Source organism: Cupriavidus yeoncheonensis, from assembly GCF_905397275.1.
Lineage (GTDB): Bacteria > Pseudomonadota > Gammaproteobacteria > Burkholderiales > Burkholderiaceae > Cupriavidus > Cupriavidus yeoncheonensis.
Map to the genome: position 1 here is coordinate 41209 of NZ_CAJPUY010000016.1, position 16537 is coordinate 57745.

Below are 16537 nucleotides of genomic sequence, written 5' to 3' on the forward strand. Positions count from 1 at the left end.
CATGTACGCGAGCGGCCGATTCGCCGCTGGCGGGTTGCCGCCCACTTCAGAGGCGTTGGCAGAGAGCGATCAGGTTCTCGCGTAGCCATCGGTGCGCCGGGTCGGTGTCCGCCGAGCGGTGCCAGCTCAGGTAGATCGGGAAGCTCGGCACGCGCAGCGGCACCGTGTGTGCCGCCAGCCCGAAGTTGTCGGCGTACAGGTGCGCCATGCGCTTGGGCAGGGTGCACAGCAGCTTGGTCTTTTGCACCAGCACCGGCATCGACTGGAAATGCGGCACTTCAATCGCGATGTGCCGGCGCAGCCCGCGCTTGGCCAGGGCCAGTTCGATCATTGACATCGAGCCGGCACGCGGTGTGAGCGCGACATGTCGCTGCGCGAGATACTGCTCCAGCGTCAGACGACCGGACAGGTGCGGATGATCGCACTGAGAGAGTGTGAGCAGACTGTCCGTCAGTACGCATTCATTGCGAAACGAGGGGTCGTGCTGCACGAAGAAGTCCAGGGTCAGGTCGACCTGACCGTCCTTCATTGCCATGCCCAGTTGTCCGCCTGGCTCGGGGCGGATCTTGAGCCGGATATTCGGCGCCGTTTGTGCAAGCCACTCCGAGAAGCGCGGCAGGATCACGGTCTCGCCATAGTCCTCCACAGCCATCACGAAGCAATGGTCCGAGCGGGCAAAGTCGAACGCGTCGTCCGAACGGATGCCGCGCTCGATCAGGTCCAGCGCCTGGCGGACGGGATCCGCCAGCGTCTTGGCCCGTGCTGTCGGCACCATGCCGTCGGGCGTGCGCGTAAACAGCGGGTCGTCCAGCCGTTCGCGCAGGCGTGCCAGGGCGTTGCTTACCGTCGGCTGGGACAGCGCGAGCTTGCTCGCGGCCCTGGAGATGTTGCGCTCGCTATAGATGGTGTCGAACACCAATAGCAAGTTGAGGTCGATCGAACGCAGGTTCATGGCGGAAGGTGGGCGTCAGAGCGCCGCGTCGGCATGGCAGCACTAGGGTAATGGAGCATATTCCAACTATCAATAAAGCGCATTCGGTTTCTAAACTTCTTGAATTGGCTTGCGCTGCGTACGATTGCCCTGAACCCATCAGCGTGCAGCCATGAACGAAGCCAGTGACTTGTTACTCAGAGACCAGCCTGCCCCAGGCGTTGCGCGGCTTCGCATCAATCGGCCACACGCCCGCAATGCGCTCAATTCCGCGCTACGCCAGCAGCTTGCGGAAGCCTTCCTCGAACTTGATCGCGACAGGAACGTGCGCTGCGTGCTGCTGTGCGGCAGCCAGGGACATTTCGCTGCCGGGGCCGACCTCAAGGAGCTGGCGGAGCTGGGCTCCCACGCGGTCTGGGCGCTGGACGTACCGCGCTGCTGGAAGGCGATTGCCGACTGCAGCAAACCGGTGGTGGCGGCCGTGTCCGGCTTCGCACTGGGTGGTGGCTGCGAGTTGGCGCTGCACGCCGACATCATCGTGGCAGGCCGCAGCGCCCAGTTCGGCCTGCCCGAAGTGACGGTCGGCGTCATGCCGGGCGGCGGCGCCACGCAGCGCCTGATGCGGGCGGTCGGCAAGTACCACGCCATGAAGTTGCTGCTGACCGGAAAGCCGATCCCGGCAGAGGACGCCTTGGCGATGGGGCTGGTGAGTGAGGTCACCGACGATGAGGCGTGCGAAGCGGGTGCGCTGGCGCTCGCGGAGATGATTGCCTCGCGTCCGCCGGTTGCGGTGCGCCTGATCAAGGAAGCAGCGCTGGCGGGCGGCGACGCGGCACTCGCTACCGGATTACTGCTGGAGCGGCGCTCCTTCGAACTGCTGTTTGACACCGATGACCAGAAGGAGGGCATGAACGCCTTCATCCAGCGCCGTACAGCGGCGTTCACAGGGCAATGAGACACGGCAGCGTTTCACAACGAATCTTCTTTGACTTCAAAAGGAATTTCTCACTATGACCATGCGCTCGGAAGTCGCCATCGTCGGTGTCGGGCGAACGCCATATAGCCGGGCCAAGCCCGGCGAGCCGGCACCGACTGTTGACGAATACATCGCCTGGGCCGCCGATCTCGCGCTGAAGCAGGCGGGCCTCAGCAAGAAGGAGTTCGACGGGCAGGGCCTTGGCGTGGCGCATGCCGAAGTCGCGCATACGGTGAACTGGTCAGCCGCCACGGCCGAGAACCTGGGCATCAGCCCGCAGGTGCTGCTGCGCGCCGACCAGGGGGGCGCTTCGGCATCGGCGATGCTGATCCGCGCCGCGGCGATGATCAAGGCGGGCATCGTGGACCGCGTGCTGGTGGTGGGGGCCGATACGCCGCTGAACATTCCGTCCGCGGCCCCCGGGCTTCCGCTATCGCCGGAACGCACGCGCGGCGTCTATTGGGACTTCCAGGGACCATTCGGCGTGATGGGCGCGAGTGCGCAGTTCGCGCTGGTGCTGACCCGGTATCTGCATCAGTTCCCCTCGCTTCGCTTCGAGCAGCTGGGCAAGCTTGCGGTGTCCACGCGCTACAACGCATCGTTCCATCCCGGTGCCATCTATCGCAAGCCATTCACGCTGGACGAGTACATGGACTCGCGCATGCTGTCGCATCCGATCCGTCTGCTTGACTGCGTGCCTATCGTCAACGGTGGCCTGGCCTACGTGGTGACCTCGGCCGAGACGGCCCGCACGCTGACCGACAAGCCGGTGTTCCTGCGCGGCTTCGGCGAGGCCAACAACTACTACCATGGCTCGCGGGCCTTGCCTGACGTGACCACCACTGGCTATGCACAGTCAGCGCCACGGGCGATGGCGATGGGTGGCGTGCGGCACGCCGACATCGACCTGTTCCAGCCCTATGACGACTACCCCTTCATCGCCATGATGACGCTTGAGGACTGGGGCTTTTGCAAGAAGGGCGAGGGCGGGCGCTTCATCGAGGAACGCGACCTGCGCTTCCACGGCGACTTCCCGCTCTCCACCGACGGCGGCCAGCTCTCCGGCGGCCAGCCCGGTGGTGCGATCGGCGGCTTTATGCCGCTGGTCGAATCGGTCACGCAATTGCGCGGCGAAGCCGGTGAGCGCCAGGTCAAGAATGCGCGCATTGCCGCATCCTGCGGATTTGGCGGCATCCCCTACGGACGCCCGGGCCGCAGCTGTATTTCACTGATCCTTGGAACGGAGCCATGAACCCATGACCAGCCCCTTGACAGCCAAGCCGCTGCCCGCCATCACTGACCAGACCCGCCCGTTCTGGACCGCGGCGAAACAAGGCCGTTTCGTGCTGCAGAAATGCGGCGATTGCGGGACCTTCAACTTTCATCCCAAGCCCTGGTGCATCGAGTGCGGCAGCCGCGCGCTTGCCTGGACCGATGCGCAACCGCATGGCACCGTCTATTCGCACACGGTGTCGTATTCGGTCGCGATGAACTATCCCGGCTGGGAGGCTGACCTCCCGCTGGTCCTGTGCCTGATCGATCTGGATGACGGTGCGCGCATGTACGCCCAGGTGACCGATTGCAGGCCCGAAGAGATCCATGTCGGCATGCGCGTCGAGGTCCACTGCGAGGACATCAGCGCCGAGGCCGGTATCCCGAAGTTCCGCCCGTTGCGCAACCACTCAAGCAAAAGGATCTGACCATGACCCATCCGGCCCCGGACCCGCTTACGCTGCGCAAGGCCGCGATGCGCGACGTGCCATTCGACTGGCAGGACCCGTTGCAACTGGACACGCTACTCAGCGACGAAGAGCGCATGATACGTGACAGCGCACGCGCCTACGCCCAGGAGCGGCTCGCGCCTCGCATCCTTGCCGCCAACCGCCACGAGCGCTTTGACGTCTCGGTGATGAAGGAGATGGCCGAGCTTGGCTTCCTGGGCGCAACCATCGAAGGCTTCGGCTGCGCCGGCATCAGCTACGTGGGCTATGGCCTGATCGCCCGCGAATTCGAACGCGTGGACACGAGCTTCCGCTCCGCGCTGGGCGTACAGACCACCTTGTCGATGACGCCCATCTACCTGTTCGGCAGCCAGGCGCAGCGCGAGCGCTACCTGCCGGCGATGGCGCGCGCGGAGTTGCTTGGCTGCTTCGGCCTGACCGAGCCCGACCACGGCTCGGATCCTGGCAGCATGGCCAGCCGTGCACGCCAGGTGGAAGGGGGGTGGCGGCTGTCGGGCTGCAAGACCTGGATCACGCATGCGCCGATCGCTGACCTGATGGTGGTCTGGGCCAAGGACGACGAAGGCATGGTGCGCGGCTTTATTCTCGAGCGGGGCATGAAGGGCCTGGCAACCAGCAAGATCGAGGGCAAGTTCTCGGTCCGCGCGTCACCCACCGGGCAGATCCTGATGGACGATGTGTTCGTGCCGGAGTCGCAGCGTCTGCCCGACGCGCGCAGCATCGCAGCACCTTTCGCCTGCCTGAACAATGCGCGCTTCGGCATCTGCTGGGGCGCCATGGGCGCGGCCGAGTTTTGCTGGCACGCGGCGCGCCAATATGTGCTCGACCGCAAGCAGTTCGGCCGCCCGCTGGCCGCGAACCAGCTGGTGCAGAAAAAACTTGCCGATATGCAGACGGAGATCGCCCTCGGCCTGCTCGCTTGCCTCCAAGTCAGCCGGCTGCGCGACGCGGGCGCGGCCAGTTCCGAGATGGTGTCGCTGCTCAAGCGCAATTGTGCCGGCAAGTCGCTGGAGATCGCGCGCCTGGCTCGCGACATGCACGGCGGCAATGGCATTTCTGACGAATATCACGTGATTCGCCACCTGATGAACATGGAAACCGTCAATACGCTGGAGGGCACGCACGACATTCACGCGCTCGTGCTCGGGCGCGCCCAGACCGGCCTGTCGGCGTTTGCCAATTGACCTGCCATGCCTTCCATCGCCTTGACTGCACACCTACCTATTACCGCCGAACGCACGATGAACACCACCCAGTCCCTTGCCGGCTCCGCGGAGCCAGCGCGCAGTGCGCTGGATTGCCTGTTGCGCCCTCGCTCGATCGCGATTGTCGGCGCCTCGCCACAGTTCGCGAAAGTCAACGGCCGGCCGCTCAGGCACCTGATCGCAAAGGGCTACAGCGGGCGCATCTACCCCGTGAACCCCAAGTACCCCGAGATTGCCGGGCTTGCCTGCTATCCCGACGTCGCCGCGCTGCCGGAGGCGCCCGACCTCGCCATCGTCGCGTTGCCGGCGCGCGACGTCGAGGCCTGCATCGCGGCGCTGGGGCGACGCGGTGTCGCTGCCGCGGTGATCTTCAGTTCCGGCTTCGGCGAGATGGGCGCCGAAGGCAGGCAGATCGAGCAGTCGTTGCGCGCCTGCGCGGACGCGCACGGCGTGTTGATCTGCGGTCCGAATTGCCTGGGCTTCGTCAACGCGTTCGACAACGTCTATGCCACCTTCAGCCAGTATGCCGACGGCGATACCGGTGCCGGCCCGGTGGCGTTCGTCACGCAGTCGGGGGCGTTCGGCACGGCGATCGCGGCCCTGGTGCGCCAGCGCGGACTGGGGCTGGGGTATTTCATCAACACCGGCAACGAGGCCGGCGTTACTTTCAGTGACCTGATGCTGGCGGTCATCGAGGATCCGCGCATCCGCGTCGCCGCCGGCTATATGGAGGGCATGCGCGACGGCCCTGGCCTCGTTCGGCTGGCCCAGCGTTGCGCCGAGCTTGGCAAGCCGCTGGTGCTGACCAAGGTCGGCCGCATGGCCGCCGGTGTGCGCGCCGCGGCTTCGCACACCGGCTCCCTCGCGGTGGAGGACGACGTGTTCGACGCGGTGCTGCGCCAGCACGGGGTGCTGCGTGCCCGCAATGAAGAGCAGATGCTCGACATGCTCGAGGCGCTGTGCTCGGACCGCGTGCCGCAGGGCACCGGGCTTGGCATCGCCACGCAGTCGGGCGGCGCCGGCGTCATGATGGCCGACCGGGCCGAAGAACTCGGCCTCGAGGTGCCCGCGCTGGCGCCGCAGACGCAGGTGATGCTCGCCAGGGTGATGCCGGCCTTCGGCGCTGCCGGCAATCCGGTGGACGTGACTGGCCAGTTCGTCGCCAACCCTGATTTGCTGCTCGAATCCGTCGTCACATTGCTGACCGACCCGCAGGTGCATGTGGGCATCGTCTGGCTGCAACTGATGACCGCGCACGTGGACCTTCTGGTGCGCATCTTCTGCCAGATCCGTGACCGCACCGACAAGCCGTTCATCATCTGCTGGGTGGCGGCGCCGCCCGAAGCGGTGCGGCGGTTGCGAGCCGAAGGCATGGTGGTATTCGGCGCCGGGGAACGGGCGGTCGAGGCGGCCGCGGCAATGGTTCGCCATCGTCAGGCACTGCGCGTGGCGGCCGAGCAGCACGCCGAGCGCGCGGCGCTGGCGGCCGCGGTGGCGCGTGTCGCGGCGGACGTCCGCGGCAACGGCTTTCGTGATGGCGTGCAGCCGACCGTGCAGGCTGCCGGCTGGCTTCACGCAGCCGGCGTGCCGATGGCGCCAGTGGCGCTGGCGCGCCATGCCGATGAGGCGGTAGCGGCCTGGCGTACGGCGGGCGGCCCGGTGGTGCTGAAGATCGAGTCGCCCGACATCACGCACAAGACCGAAGTCGGAGGCGTCCTGCTCAAGCTGAACGACGAGGTCGCGGTTCGCCAGGGCTATGCCACCCTGATACAACGGGCCGTAGCGGCCCGACCCGAGGCGCGGCTCGATGGCGTGGTCGTGCAGCCGATGGCTACCGGTCAGCTTGAGCTGGTGATCGGCGTACAGCGGGATCCGGGCTTCGGCATGGTGCTGATGGTCGGGCTGGGCGGCGTGCTGGTCGAGGTGCTGAAGGACGTGGTGTTCCGGCGGGCCCCGTTCAGCGAGGCCGAAGGTCTGCGCATGCTGGATGAGTTGCGCATGCGAGCGCTGCTCGATGGCGTGCGGGGCCAGCCTGCAGTCGATCGCGCGGCACTCGCCGCGCTGCTGTCCCGGCTGTCGGTCTGGGCTGCGGCGATGGCGCCATGGCTCGAGGAGCTTGACCTCAACCCCGTGCTGGTCGGTCCGGCCGGACCTGTCGGAGTCGATTGCGTGATGGTGCTCGGAGGGCCGAAGGCAGGCTGACGGCGCGCCCCAGGGTGGAGGCGCGGCGCAAGAAGAGCCCCCCGTCCCCGGGGCGGCTCCACGAAGGAGACAAAGGATGAACAAGCAATCCTCATGGTGCGGCTGGCCGGCTGTACTCGGCAGCTTGCTGCTTGCGCTGGCCGGCAGCGGGGCGCAGGCGCAAGGCGGCTACCCGAACAAGCCGATCACACTGATCGCACCCTACAGCGCCGGCGGCGATTCAGACCTTGCCGCGCGCAACTTCGCCGCCGCCGCCCAGCGTGCGCTGGGCGTGCCCGTGATCGTGGTCAACAAGCCCGGCGCCAGCGGCGTGATCGGCTCGGCTCAGGCGATCGCTGCGCCCCCCGACGGCTACACCCTGCTGCTGGCACGACCGGGATCGCAGTCGATCCTGCCGGCCATCATGCCGACCCGCACGAAGTACAAGTGGGATAGCTTCACGATGATCGGCATGCTCGAGCTCAACCCCTATGGCTGCATGACGCGCAGCCCGAGCTACAAGACCTTCGAGGAGCTCGCGGCCGCGATGCGCGCCAGGGGCCCGGCCATGAACTTCGGCACCGCCGGCGTGCTGACCACCAATGACATGGGCCCGCGCCAGTTGTTCCGGGTACTGAACCTGGGCGGGAAGGCTCCCATGCAGGTCCCGTACAAGGGCACCTCGGAGGCAACCACTGCGCTGGTCGCCGGCCAGATCGACTTCGCCTGCGGGAGCGTCGGCACCTTCCTGCAGTTGATCAAGGCAGGTTCGCTACGGGCAGTGATGGTGACAACGCCGCAGCGGCTCGCGGTGCTGCCCGACACGCCGACAGCGCGGGAACTCGGCTATCCGGAAATGGAACGCATGACGGGCTGGAGCGCGGTCTACGGCCCCCCGAACCTGCCCGCCGAAGTGGTCACCAAGCTTGGCGAGTTGATGAAATCGCTCGCGCAGGACGCCGCCTGGGTCCGGACCACGGAGCTGACCGGTTCGATTCCTTTCCAGCGCGGGCCGGACGACACGCGTGAATACGCCCGCAGCCAGTTTCAGATGTACCGCGCGCTTGGCGAGTCGCTGAACATCATCGACAAGGAGAACTAGATCCCGGAGGGTCGGCGCCTTGCTCCGGCCTCCTGGAAGCCCTTTTTCCCGGGGGGGCGGCGCAACGTCCCCCGTAGAGATTACCTTCAATGTCTGGGCCGTCATTTCCGCACCCAAGAGTACTGCTTCTGGGCGCAATCGGGCCGAGCCCATCAACCCCGGGGAACGGCGCAGCAGGCGCTTCCGCCACCCGAAGCACACGCAGGCGTGCTCCGGTCCGATCCGTCAGGACTTCCCCTTCAAATGGCACCTGTTGCCCGCTTCGCTTTACCCCAGTGCCGCAGTAGCGCGTGGACTGCGGACGGGCTTCTTGTACGATCACCTGGCTGAGTGCCGGAGGCTGCAGTCTGCGAGGCCGACAATCCCATTGTCGTTAGGGCAGTGATATCCATAAAATTAGAAAATGCCCTCCCGCTATGTCGCAAACCTCATGGAGTTGCCGTCATGGAATGGACCCAACGCCTGCGCATTCGTCAACTGCAAGTGCTGGTCGAACTGCACCGCTCGGCCCATTTGAGCCAGACCGCAGCCAAACTAGGCATGACCCAGCCGGCGCTCTCCAAATGGCTGGCGGAGCTCGAAAGTGATCTGGGCGTTCCCTTGTTCGAGCGGCAACCCAAGGGGCTGGTGCCCACGGTCTTTTGTGATGCACTGATCGTCCATGCACGGACGATCCTGGCGGAGATCCTGCGTACCCAGCAGACCATCGAGATGATGGCTCAGGGCACGAGCGGTACCCTTGCGCTGGGGGCGACCCACGCCGCGGCCGGGTACTTTGTGCCGACTGCGATTGCCCTGCTGCATACGCAGTATCCGGACGCCTACGTCACGCTTACGGAAGGCGTGCTGCAAGCACAGGCGCAACAGTTGAGGGAGGGCAGCCTGGACTACGTGATTGGCCGGATGGACGCACGCGTGTCCTGCGATTCGCTCCGGTACGACGAACTGTTCGACGATACCATCCGCGTGATTGCCGGGCCCTCCCATCCGCTTGCGGGACAGCGGGAAGTCGCCTGGTCACAGACACGGCAGTTTGGATGGGTCGGGTTGCCCGAGGGCAGTCAACTGAGGAGCGAACTCGGATTCGAGCTTGCGGTTGCGGCGGAGCCGCCCCCAAAAGTGCGCGTCGAGACCGCCGGGCTTCTGCCTACCCTGGCCATGCTCGGGCGGACCGAGCTGCTGGGCGTCTCCTCCGGCCGTGCGGCAAAGTACTTCTGCGACAGGGGCTACATCGCAATTCTGGAGCTGCCCTATGCCGGCCGGGGGAGCGTGGGCATGCTGAGCCGAAGCGATTCCGAACAGACGCCCTTGCGCAAAGCCTTCAGCGAGTGCGTCATGTCCCTGGCGAAGGCCGGCACCTGGGGAGCCAACTAGCCCCCGTCCTCCCTTTCCGGATCCCGATTCCGGTGCGGCGCCTGGCGGCGGGCGAGGACTTGGCTGAGACATAGGGCCCTGACGCGATCGATGGCCCGTCCAATCGCGGTCCGAGTCATCGGCCCGGAGTCCCCTTCGTCAAGGCGGCTACCTCATGGTGGGGGGCGACTGCAGGCTGACAGGGGCGGGTAGGGCGCCGAGCAGCGCTTTCCTGCTCGCAAATCAACGTTGATCCACATCACGTTTGCCCCGAAGGCTTTTGCCTGCCTTGCCGTTGATGAGGAGATCGCAGCCGGTGCGTGATGCCCCGGGCTGCGGCGGCATCCCCGTGTCCTTTGACTTTCCCGATCAAGATGACCCACTTCGTCCATTCCATCCGGTTCCGCGTCCTGCTGGCATTCGGCCTGTGTATCGCTCTGATGCTGGCCATCGGGCTCTTCGGCCTGCGCTCGATCTCCAGCCTGAGCCATGACATGCGCGACATGTACCAGGGCAACGCCGTGCCCATCGGCCAGCTCGCCAAGGTCCGGGCGACGTCCTTGCAGATCCGTTCCACGCTGTGGCGCATGCACGCCACCCGCGATGGCTCACAGGCCGACCAGCTCCGCGGCTACGAGAAAGATCTCCAGGCGGCATGGGCCGAGTACTACCCGGCCAGCATTACCAGTGACGCGGAACGTGGCGTGGCTGACCGGATCAACGCGCAAATGAAAGTGCTGCTCAGCGCCGTCGACGAAGAGTTGCAACTGCTGGAGGGCAACGATTTCGAGCGTGCCGCCGACATGATGAAGAACAAGCTGATCGGCGCTCAGGAGGAGTTCACCGAGCTGGTTGGCGCCGACGTCAAGCTGAATCTGGACCAGGCCGGCGCCCTTGCCGCCCAGGGCGAGAGCACCACGCAGCGCCTGACCTGGATCTCCGGCTCGCTGATCTGCGCGGGCGTGCTATTGGCGATCGGCATGTCCATCTCGGTGGTGCGCGCCATCGCGGCGCCGCTGCGCAAGTCGGTGGATGTGGCCCACGACATTGCCGCCGGCCATCTGGACCGCGAGGTGATGATCGACACCCGGACCGAGTTCGGCCCGCTGCTGGAAGCCATGCGCCACATGTCTGGCCAGCTCTCCGGCACGGTCATGGAAATCAAGGCGTCGAGCGACTCGGTCACCGTCGCGGCGCGAGAGATCGCGAGCGGCAATATGGATCTGTCCTCGCGCACCGAGCAGCAGGCCTCGTCGCTCGAGGAAACCGCCGCCAGCATGACGGAACTGGCGCAGACCGTGCGCCAGAATGCGGAGAATGCCCGCCAGGCCAGCGCGCTGGCGACCTCGGCCCGGGAAACGGCGAACAGCAGCAATGGCGCTGTCCAGGCCATGGTGCGCACGATGAACGAGATCACCGATAGCTCGACCCGCATCGCCGACATTACGACCCTGATCGAGGGCATCGCCTTCCAGACCAACATCCTGGCACTCAACGCCGCGGTGGAAGCGGCCCGTGCGGGGGAGCAGGGCCGAGGCTTCGCGGTGGTGGCGGGCGAAGTGCGCACGCTTGCGCAGCGTTCGTCGGCGGCCGCCAAGGAGATCAAGGAACTGATCGATTCCTCGGTCGTCCTGGTGCGCGACGGCTCGCAGCAGGCAGTCGAGGTCAATGCTTCGGTGGAGAAGGTCATCCAGGGCATCAATCGCGTGACCGACATCGTCGCCGAGATCTCGGCAGCATCGGAAGAGCAGAGCCAGGGCATCGATCAGGTGCACCAGGCGGTGAGCCAGATCGACGCCGTCACGCAGCAGAACGCAGCGCTGGTCGAGCAGTCCGCCGCAGCGGCCCAGTCGCTGGAAGAGCAGGCCAGCAAGATGGGCGACGCAATCTCCGTGTTTCGCGTGGCCAGTATGGCGCCGGCGGCACGGCCGCGCGCACTGTCCGGGGCGAGGACTGAATCGTGATCAGGCGGTCATGCGTTGCATGCCTGCCTTCATTTGAAGCCGAAGGAGTGGCTCCACCGGCTGTGAGGAGACTCGATTGAAAGCTGCTTACCGGCGACGATCACTGTCGCGGCTGATCACGACAGCCGTGGTTGGCTGCATGGCAATTGCTGCTGTAGTCTTTGGCGGTCTGATCGTGATGAAGAAGTTCGATTCGCTCATCCACACCATCTATTACGGCAATACCAAGCCGATCACGCACCTGGCCAATATCCGTGCCGCGGAGACCAACATCAGGCGGCTGCAATGGCGAATCCTGGCACAACGCGATCCCGCGCAAACGGAAAAGCTGCTGGCACAGATCCGCGAGAAGCTGGCGCTGAGCGAGCGGGAGTGGGCGCATTACTATCCGGCAGGGGTCAGCAGCCCCGACGAGGCCGAGCTCGCCCGCCAGCTCGCCGCCGACATGCCGCGCTTCGTGGCGGCAGTCCACGGCAGCCTCGATCGGCTCGGCACGGGCCACTACGACGACGCGATGCAATGGCTCTTGACCGTCATCCCGTTCCTGGATCACTTCGACGAACTGGTCACGAAAGACATCAACGCGAATGCGGCCCAGGCTACCGGCTTCGTAGGGATGAGCGAGTCGACGATCCAGGTCGTCACCGGCACGGCCGTTGCGATGCTTGCGCTGGTTGTCGTCGGGGTCATGACATTGGCGCTGCGGCTGATGCGGCAGCGCGACGACGCTGTCCAGGAATCCATTGAGCATTTGCTGATGGTCGACCAGGTCTACAAGATGTCCACGGATAGCGTCATCATCACGGACAAGGCCGGAACGATTACGAAGGTCAACCCCGCCTTTACCAAGCTTACCGGCTACACCGAGGCCGAGGTTTTGGGCCGCAACCCGAGCATGTGGAGTTCCGGCCGGCAGCCGCCGGAGTTCTATCAGGAGATGTTCCGGTGCCTGGAAGCCGATGGTAGTTGGACAGGGGAAATCTGGAATCGCCGGAAGTGTGGAGAGCTCTATCTCGAGTCCATCTCGATCTCCAGGATTGGCGGCGCCGCCGCCGACGAAGCCCACTATGCCGCCATCTGTTCGGACATTACCAGACAGAAGATGGAGGAAGAGCAGCGAGAGTACCTGGCGACCCACGATCCGCTGACGGACTTGCCCAATCGCCTGTTGTTCAATGAGCGTCTGAAACACGCGATCGCGCGTGCGCATCGCGCATCTTCGCTGGTCGCTGTCATGTTCGTGGATCTTGACCACTTCAAGGAGATCAACGACAGCCTTGGGCACCAGGCCGGGGACGAAACGCTGCGCACGGTAGCGCAGCGACTGCGCGGCGGACTGCGCGAGGCGGACACCGTCGCACGGCTCGGAGGCGACGAATTCGCCGTCATACTCGAAGATCTGCATGCGCATTTCCAGATCGAGCCGATCGCGCGCAAGCTCCTGGCCGCGGTCGGGGAGCCCATCCTGGCGGTAGGCCACGCAGTTCAAGTCACGCCGAGCATCGGGATCAGCGTCTACCCGGATGACGGTGTCGACCCCAGGCAGCTCGTCGAGCGGGCTGACCACGCCATGTACGCCGCCAAGCGCGCGGGGAAGAACGCGGTGCGGTTCTTTGAGGAGGCCGTGGCCATAGTGGACAACGTTCAATAACTATCCGGCTAGCCACTTCGATCCGGAAACTGCTCAAATTCCACCAGGGCATCGGAGTCCGCAGGTGGTGTCGGGAAAAATCCGCGACGGATCTTGCTGCGCGAATCGGTGCCGGAACCTCGCTACGTGCGAGCCTGTTGATGGCAACGATACGTCCAGATGCATTTATCTCTTTCCACTGTTCCCGAGCTCATCGCGGAGCTTGCGGCTGGCCGCATGGTGATCCTCGTCGATGACGAACATCGCGAGAATGAAGGCGACCTTGTCATGGCCGCAGACTTTGCCACAGCCGACGCGATCAACTTCATGGCCACGCATGCACGTGGACTGATCTGCCTGACGCTGACCAGCGCGCATTGCCGGCGCTTGCAGCTGGCGCCGATGACGTCCTGCAATGGCGCGCTTCACCGCACGGCGTTCACCGCATCCATCGAGGCCGCGAGCGGCGTCACCACGGGCATTTCCGCGCACGACCGGGCACGGACGATTCAAGCGGCGGTCGCCCCGGATGCCGTGCCGGGCGATCTGGTGCAGCCCGGCCACATCTTCCCGCTGGAGGCGCGCGAGGGCGGTGTACTGGTCAGGGCAGGGCATACCGAAGCCGGCTGCGATCTCGCCGGCATGGCCGGACTGACACCGGCAAGCGTCATCTGCGAAGTCATGAACGACGACGGCAGCATGGCGCGCCTGCCCGACCTGAGCCGCTTTGCACGCGAGCACGGGATCCGGATGGGCACCATTGCAGACCTGATCGCCTATCGTTGCATCCATGAGCCGCTGGTCACGCGAACGGCAACACAATCGGTGCGCACCGCGCATGGCGAGTTTTCGTGCCGGACTTACCACGACCGGTTCGGGGGCGTCCATCATGCGCTGTCATGCGGAGCGTGGCGGCGCGGTGACGAGGTGCTGGTGGGGATGCATGAAGCGGCATCGATTCCCGCGCTGCTGGACGCCACCGCAGTGGGTGAGGACTGGCCGCTGGCCGCGGTGCTGGACAGACTGCATGCGACGGGCCGGGGTGTGGCATTGCTGTTGAATGCCGGAGCCGCGGGGATGGCCACAGGGCGCCGGGCGTCAGGCGCGCGCGTTGACATCCGATCCCAAGCCATCGGCGCGCAGATCCTGCATGATCTGGATGTGGGCCGGATTACGCTGCTGGCCGGTGTGGAGCGAGTCGCCGGCATGGCCGAATCCGGCATCGAGGTCCGTGGCATCGCAGTGAAGCCAGCCATGAGCGAGCGCGGGTAAGGGGAGATTGCCCAGGAGGCCGCCGGCCCTGCGGCTCCCCCTGCGGCGCCGTGCCCGAATCGCCGGCGCGATCGGGCACAGGGCGCTGGCCTATGCAGCCTTGCGGAAGCGGCCGTGAGGGTCGATGACAAACTTCTTCGGCGCACCGGAATCGAAGGTCGCATAGCCGCGCGGCGCGTCGTCCAGCGAGATGACCTCGACGCCGACGACGTCGGCAATACGGATGCGGTCCCACAGGATGGCCTGCATCAGCGCCCGGTTGTACTTCATGACCGGTGTCTGCCCGGTGAAGAAGCTATGGGACTTGGCCCAGCCGAGGCCAAGCCGGATGCTCAGCGCGCCGCGCTTCGCGGCGGCGTCGCTCGCACCGGGATCGTCGGTGACGTAGAGGCCCGGGATGCCGATCTTGCCGGCGGCGCGGGTCACCTCCATCAGCGCGTTCAGCACGGTCGCCGGGGCTTCCTGGCGCGAGCCGTCATGGCCGTGCCCGCGCGCCTCGAAGCCGACGGCGTCGACCGCGCAGTCCACTTCCGGCACGCCGAGGATCTGCTCGATCTGCTCCGCCAGCGTGGCGTCAAGCGACAGATCGACCGTGTGGAAGCCCACGCCGCGTGCGTGCGCAAGCCGCGCCGCGTTGACATCGCCGACGATGACCACCGCGGCACCGAGCAACCGTGCCGATGCCGCCGCGGCCAGCCCGACCGGTCCGGCGCCGGCCACGTAGACCGTGCTGCCGGGGCCGACGCCTGCGCTGACCGCTCCGTGATAGCCGGTCGGGAGGATGTCCGACAGGCAGGTCAGGTCGCGTATTTTCGCCAGGGCCTGTGCGCGGTCGGGAAACTTCAGCAGATTGAAGTCCGCATACGGCACCATCACATACTCGGCCTGTCCGCCGACCCAGCCGCCCATGTCGACATAGCCGTAAGCGCCGCCCGCGCGCGCGGGGTTGACGGTGAGGCAAACGCCGGTGTGCTGCTCCTTGCAGGTCCGGCAGCGGCCGCACGCCACGTTGAACGGCACCGAGACGATGTCGCCGGGGGCGAGCGTCTCGACATCCCGGCCCACTTCCAGCACTTCGCCGGTAATCTCATGGCCCAGGATCAGTCCTTCGGGCGCGGTGGTCCGGCCCCTGACCATGTGCTGGTCCGAGCCGCAGATATTGGTCGTCACGACCTTGAGGATCACGCCGTGATCGATGCGGCGGCCCCTGGGGTCCACCAGTTCCGGGAATGGAATTCCCTGCACCTCTACCACGCCCTGGCGGATATAGGCCACACCACGATTGCTATGCATCATTGCCTCCGGTTCGCGCGGGCCCTGCCTGCGGGCCGCGCCGTTGTGAAAGATGAGCCGTGCGTACCGGCTACCAGGTCCAGCGGAACACCAGATTGGGGGTGGTGCGGGACTTGTCGCCGCCGGTGTTGAGGACGTTGTTGCCCGTCACGGTGTGGTGCTCCAGCCGCAGGCCCACGGCGAAGGCGTCCTTGGGCCCGAAGTTGACGAAGACTTCGGGCTCCAGGTAGATGTCCCAGCCGCCCCCGATCAGCGGGCTGAAATAGACCGGCCCGCTGAAGGTGGCATTCATCCCCGCGACGCGGAACGGCACCAGGAAGAACAGCCGGATCAGCGCCCGCGTTCCCTGCACGTCTTCGGTGCCGACCGCGTACCACTTCTTCCTGGCGAGCACCGAGGTTTCGAGCATCGATCCCTTGGTGAACGGCAGGTCCCAGTACACGGAGAGGCCGGCGGACACGGCGCGGTAGTGCGAGTAGCTGCCATCTTCGACCCGCACCATGGCCAGCACATCCTGGATCGGGCCGTACGAGAGGCTGGTGCCCGTCACCTTCGACAAGCTCAGGTGAGAGTTCCACAGGAAGTAGTTCTGGCGGTTCGATGTGCCCTGGCCAAGGTCATTGCCGCGGTAAGCGTCGAACAGCACATAGTTGTCGCCCAGGGCATAGGTGCCGAAATGCTCGAAGCGAAGCGTCGCGCGGCTGCCATAGCCGGTCCCGGTGCCCATGATGAAATCGTTCGGGTCGGTGGGGGCGTAGGCAAACTGCACATTGGTCTGTGAATAGTCCTCGGCGCTGGCGCAGCTTGCGGCAAGGGCGAAGGCCAGTGCCGCCAGGCAGCGGGCGGCGATGATGCGATGAGTGGGCGTTGCGGTGGCGTCCATGATCT

13 protein-coding genes are annotated in these 16537 nt (G+C 65.7%); 10 read left to right on the plus strand and 3 right to left on the minus strand.

The features are described 5' to 3' along the window. Positions 1-46 precede the first annotated feature (46 nt). Entirely contained in the window at positions 47-952 is a 906-nt protein-coding gene (locus tag KHO22_RS21250) for a LysR family transcriptional regulator (RefSeq protein ID WP_211949151.1), read from the minus strand. A gap of 151 nt (positions 953-1103) precedes the next feature. Here KHO22_RS21250 and KHO22_RS21255 point away from each other — a divergent pair, with 151 nt between their 5' ends. The 10 genes from KHO22_RS21255 to ribB all read left to right on the plus strand — a co-directional run bounded on the left by KHO22_RS21255 (position 1104) and on the right by ribB (position 14356). Next, entirely contained in the window at positions 1104-1886 is a 783-nt protein-coding gene (locus tag KHO22_RS21255; RefSeq protein WP_211949152.1) for an enoyl-CoA hydratase-related protein, read from the plus strand. Between the two features lie 55 nt (positions 1887-1941). Further along, positions 1942-3159 (plus strand): thiolase family protein, encoded by a 1218-nt coding sequence (locus tag KHO22_RS21260; protein WP_211949153.1) that lies wholly within the window; start codon positions 1942-1944, stop codon positions 3157-3159. 4 nt (positions 3160-3163) lie between these two features. Then, positions 3164-3607 (plus strand): Zn-ribbon domain-containing OB-fold protein, encoded by a 444-nt coding sequence (locus KHO22_RS21265; protein ID WP_211949154.1) that lies wholly within the window; start codon positions 3164-3166, stop codon positions 3605-3607. A gap of 2 nt (positions 3608-3609) precedes the next feature. After that, positions 3610-4833 (plus strand): acyl-CoA dehydrogenase, encoded by a 1224-nt coding sequence (locus tag KHO22_RS21270; protein ID WP_420839636.1) that lies wholly within the window; start codon positions 3610-3612, stop codon positions 4831-4833. 57 nt (positions 4834-4890) lie between these two features. Next, a complete protein-coding gene (locus KHO22_RS21275; protein ID WP_211949155.1) occupies positions 4891-7056 on the plus strand; it encodes an acetate--CoA ligase family protein in 2166 nt (721 codons plus the stop codon). A gap of 76 nt (positions 7057-7132) precedes the next feature. Then, entirely contained in the window at positions 7133-8137 is a 1005-nt protein-coding gene (locus KHO22_RS21280; protein ID WP_211949156.1) for a tripartite tricarboxylate transporter substrate binding protein, read from the plus strand. A 444-nt stretch (positions 8138-8581) separates the two neighbouring features. After that, positions 8582-9511 (plus strand): LysR family transcriptional regulator, encoded by a 930-nt coding sequence (locus KHO22_RS21285; protein ID WP_211949157.1) that lies wholly within the window; start codon positions 8582-8584, stop codon positions 9509-9511. Positions 9512-9864: 353 nt separating this feature from the next. Next, entirely contained in the window at positions 9865-11454 is a 1590-nt protein-coding gene (locus KHO22_RS32780; protein ID WP_211949158.1) for a methyl-accepting chemotaxis protein, read from the plus strand. Between the two features lie 76 nt (positions 11455-11530). Next, positions 11531-13105, plus strand: a complete 1575-nt coding sequence (locus KHO22_RS21295; RefSeq protein WP_211949159.1) for a diguanylate cyclase domain-containing protein — start codon at positions 11531-11533, stop codon at positions 13103-13105. A gap of 159 nt (positions 13106-13264) precedes the next feature. Next, on the plus strand, positions 13265-14356 hold the full coding sequence (gene ribB, locus KHO22_RS21300; RefSeq protein ID WP_211949160.1) for a 3,4-dihydroxy-2-butanone-4-phosphate synthase: 1092 nt from the start codon (positions 13265-13267) through the stop codon (positions 14354-14356). A gap of 90 nt (positions 14357-14446) precedes the next feature. Here ribB and fdhA read toward each other — a convergent pair whose 3' ends face one another. Then, positions 14447-15649, minus strand: a complete 1203-nt coding sequence (gene fdhA, locus KHO22_RS21305; RefSeq protein ID WP_211949256.1) for a formaldehyde dehydrogenase, glutathione-independent — start codon at positions 15647-15649, stop codon at positions 14447-14449. A 70-nt stretch (positions 15650-15719) separates the two neighbouring features. Continuing rightward, positions 15720-16532 carry a hypothetical protein gene (locus KHO22_RS21310; RefSeq protein WP_211949161.1) on the minus strand — a complete coding sequence of 271 codons (813 nt, stop codon included), beginning with the start codon at positions 16530-16532 and terminating at the stop codon, positions 15720-15722. Positions 16533-16537 lie beyond the last annotated feature (5 nt).

Excerpts from the sequence above, each read along its gene's own strand:
- KHO22_RS21250 (WP_211949151.1), bottom strand. The coding sequence starts at position 952 with ATGAACCTGCGTTCGATCGACCTCAACTTGCTATTGGTGTTCGACACC.
- KHO22_RS21255 (WP_211949152.1), top strand. The coding sequence starts at position 1,104 with ATGAACGAAGCCAGTGACTTGTTACTCAGAGACCAGCCTGCCCCAGGC.
- KHO22_RS21260 (WP_211949153.1), top strand. The coding sequence starts at position 1,942 with ATGACCATGCGCTCGGAAGTCGCCATCGTCGGTGTCGGGCGAACGCCA.
- KHO22_RS21265 (WP_211949154.1), top strand. The coding sequence starts at position 3,164 with ATGACCAGCCCCTTGACAGCCAAGCCGCTGCCCGCCATCACTGACCAG.
- KHO22_RS21270 (WP_420839636.1), top strand. The coding sequence starts at position 3,610 with ATGACCCATCCGGCCCCGGACCCGCTTACGCTGCGCAAGGCCGCGATG.
- KHO22_RS21275 (WP_211949155.1), top strand. The coding sequence starts at position 4,891 with ATGAACACCACCCAGTCCCTTGCCGGCTCCGCGGAGCCAGCGCGCAGT.
- KHO22_RS21280 (WP_211949156.1), top strand. The coding sequence starts at position 7,133 with ATGAACAAGCAATCCTCATGGTGCGGCTGGCCGGCTGTACTCGGCAGC.
- KHO22_RS21285 (WP_211949157.1), top strand. The coding sequence starts at position 8,582 with ATGGAATGGACCCAACGCCTGCGCATTCGTCAACTGCAAGTGCTGGTC.
- KHO22_RS32780 (WP_211949158.1), top strand. The coding sequence starts at position 9,865 with ATGACCCACTTCGTCCATTCCATCCGGTTCCGCGTCCTGCTGGCATTC.
- ribB (WP_211949160.1), top strand. The coding sequence starts at position 13,265 with ATGCATTTATCTCTTTCCACTGTTCCCGAGCTCATCGCGGAGCTTGCG.
- fdhA (WP_211949256.1), bottom strand. The coding sequence starts at position 15,649 with ATGCATAGCAATCGTGGTGTGGCCTATATCCGCCAGGGCGTGGTAGAG.
- KHO22_RS21310 (WP_211949161.1), bottom strand. The coding sequence starts at position 16,532 with ATGGACGCCACCGCAACGCCCACTCATCGCATCATCGCCGCCCGCTGC.